Raw genomic sequence first — 2320 nt, forward strand, 5'->3', positions numbered from 1 at the left:
CACGAGAACATCCACGTGCGCGGCTACAAGGAGGAGGGCACCACGACCACCCCGTTCGACATGGCCATGCTCAACGACATCGACCGCTTCCATCTGGTGATCGACGTCATCGACCGGGTGCCCGGCCTGGCCGAGCGCTCGGCGCACCTGCGCCAGCACATGGCCGACGCCCGGCTGCGGGCCCGCGCGCATACCCGCGAGCACGGCGAGGACCCGGCCGACATCCGCGACTGGACCTGGCCCTGGTGAGGCGAAGACTCCCACGGCCGGTCACACCTTCGTCCCCTGGCCCCACCGGGATGGGGGTGTGAGTCCCGCCTTCGCCAAGAGGAGGTGTCATTCCAGTGCGAGCCAGGCGCTCGGCGGGCTCCGCCCTCGGCGGACGCGATTACATCTCGAAGACCAGGCAGGCCAGGATACCGCTGTCGAGGACCTCGTCGAAGGAGACGTTGATCTCGTCGAGCTTGCGCGTCTCGTAGATCACTTTGGTCCGGCCGGCGGCGTGCAGCCGGAAGACCTCCGCCAGGTCCGCGCGAGTGCCGACGATGGAGCCGATCACGCTGATGCCGTTCAAGACGGTCTCGAAGATCGGCAGGCTCATCGTGTTGTCCCGGGGGAGGGGTGTTGTCCCGGGGGAGGGAGAGGGGAGGGAGACCAGCACCAGGCGGCCATCGCGCCGCAGTGAGGCATGGGCCTGCTCCAGAACGCGGGGGCTGGCGGCCGGCACGATCGCCACGTCGACCCCACCCAGTGCCCTGATCGCGGCGACCTGGTCGGTGGTGTCGGTGTGGCACAGGCCGCTGGCCTCGATGCGAACCAGGACCTGGTGGGCCGCGGGTTCGGGGACGGGGACCTTCCGAATCTCCAGGGGCCTGTCGAACGCGGTGGCGACGGCGGCGCGCATGTTCATGACTTGTCTCCCCTTCGTTTTCACCACCGAGACTTCCGCGGGGTGGCCGGGTGAGGCAGAGCCGAAGGTCATGGACGGCACGGTCGTCGGTCACGGCCGTGCGAGAGGCCGCCGAGAGGCCGTCGAGAGGCCGCCGGGCCCAGGTCTCACGGCGCGTCGACGTCCTCGCCGTGAGTCCCCGCGCCGGGTCTTTCGTCCTCGCCGTGGAAGCCGTCGGCCTCTTCACCCGCGAACCGATGGGCGAAATCCTGAAGGTAACCGGTGAGAGGCGGGAGTCGCCCCGACTCCTGCTCTCCCGCGAAGTGTCAATGGAGAAGGGGACGATCCCGATGCGTGCGCTCGTGGTCTTCGAATCGATGTTCGGCAACACCCAGGCGATCGCCGAGGCCGTCGCCGACGGTCTGTCCACCCGGATGGAGGTGGACCTGGTCGAGGTCGGCGACGCTCCGATGTCCGTTCCCGGTGACGTGGACCTGCTTGTTGTCGGCGGACCCACCCATGCCTTCGGCATGAGCCGGCCCAGCACCCGGCAGTCGGCCGCTCAGCAGGCCGAGCAGGCCACCACCGAACTGGTGTCCAAGGGGCGAGGGCTGCGCGAATGGCTCGCCACCCTCGGCGACCAGTCCCGGGCCGTGGCGGCCGCGGCGTTCGACACGCGGATCAAGAACCCCTGGATTCCGGGATCGGCCCGGCGCGGCGTCGAGAAGAACCTGCGCGGGCAGGGTTTCGCGATCCTGACCGGCTCGCAGAGCTTCTACGTCTCCGGCACCCCCGGTCCGCTCCTGGAGGGGGAGACCGGGCGAGCCCGTCAGTGGGGGGTGACACTGGCCTCGGCACGACAGGCCGGCGTTCACCAGATCACGTAGGAGTCGGCCCGGTGACATATCTCCGAGAGGTGTATGTCGTCCGGGGACGGGGGATCCGCCGGTCAGGTCGCACACGCACACCTCGCCGCCCTCATGGCAGGCGATCGGCGACAGCAGGCGCAACCGCACCGGATCGGCGATCGCCTTGAACGGCGGCGCCGGCTCCTCGGCCTCGGCCGTGTTCAGCGGCTCGCGCACCAACGGCGCGCAGCACGCCTGCCCGGCCTCGCCGGACCCGGCCAGGTCCACGATCGGCAACGCTTGTTTCGACATATCTCTAATTCGCGGGCGGGGCGAAGACCCGGCTCACCCGGAACGAAACAGACCATAAGTCCCTCTGGTCAGAGGACTTTCGCCGCTGACGCTTTCCGAGCCGCTTTGCGACCGTGGGAGTGAGGAGGTGCGTCATGAAGGTCCGGGAAGTCATGGGCGGCGCGGCGATCGCGGTGCGGCCGGAGGCGACGTTCACCGAGATGGTCGAGGCCATGCGGCGCTTCAAGGTCGGCGCGCTCACCGTCATCGACGCCGACGATCACCCGATCGG

At 69.2% G+C, this 2320-nt stretch carries 2 protein-coding genes and 2 pseudogenes; 2 read left to right on the forward strand and 2 right to left on the reverse strand.

What is annotated here, in order from left to right:
- Positions 1-249 (forward strand): annotated as a pseudogene (locus AB0G15_RS43390) (phosphoketolase); the annotation flags it as partial.
- A 139-nt stretch (positions 250-388) separates the two neighbouring features.
- Here AB0G15_RS43390 and AB0G15_RS43395 read toward each other — a convergent pair.
- On the reverse strand, positions 389-910 hold the full coding sequence (locus tag AB0G15_RS43395; RefSeq protein ID WP_362851572.1) for a zinc-binding dehydrogenase: 522 nt from the start codon (positions 908-910) through the stop codon (positions 389-391).
- 329 nt (positions 911-1239) lie between these two features.
- Between AB0G15_RS43395 and AB0G15_RS43400 the strand changes: the two genes are divergently transcribed.
- Positions 1240-1776, forward strand: a complete 537-nt coding sequence (locus AB0G15_RS43400) for a flavodoxin domain-containing protein (RefSeq protein ID WP_362851574.1) — start codon at positions 1240-1242, stop codon at positions 1774-1776.
- Positions 1777-1836: 60 nt separating this feature from the next.
- Here AB0G15_RS43400 and AB0G15_RS43405 read toward each other — a convergent pair.
- Positions 1837-2049: pseudogene (locus AB0G15_RS43405) on the reverse strand (transcriptional regulator); the annotation flags it as partial.
- Positions 2050-2320: the final 271 nt, after the last annotated feature.

The organism is Streptosporangium sp. NPDC023825 (assembly GCF_040639575.1).
Lineage (GTDB): Bacteria > Actinomycetota > Actinomycetes > Streptosporangiales > Streptosporangiaceae > Streptosporangium.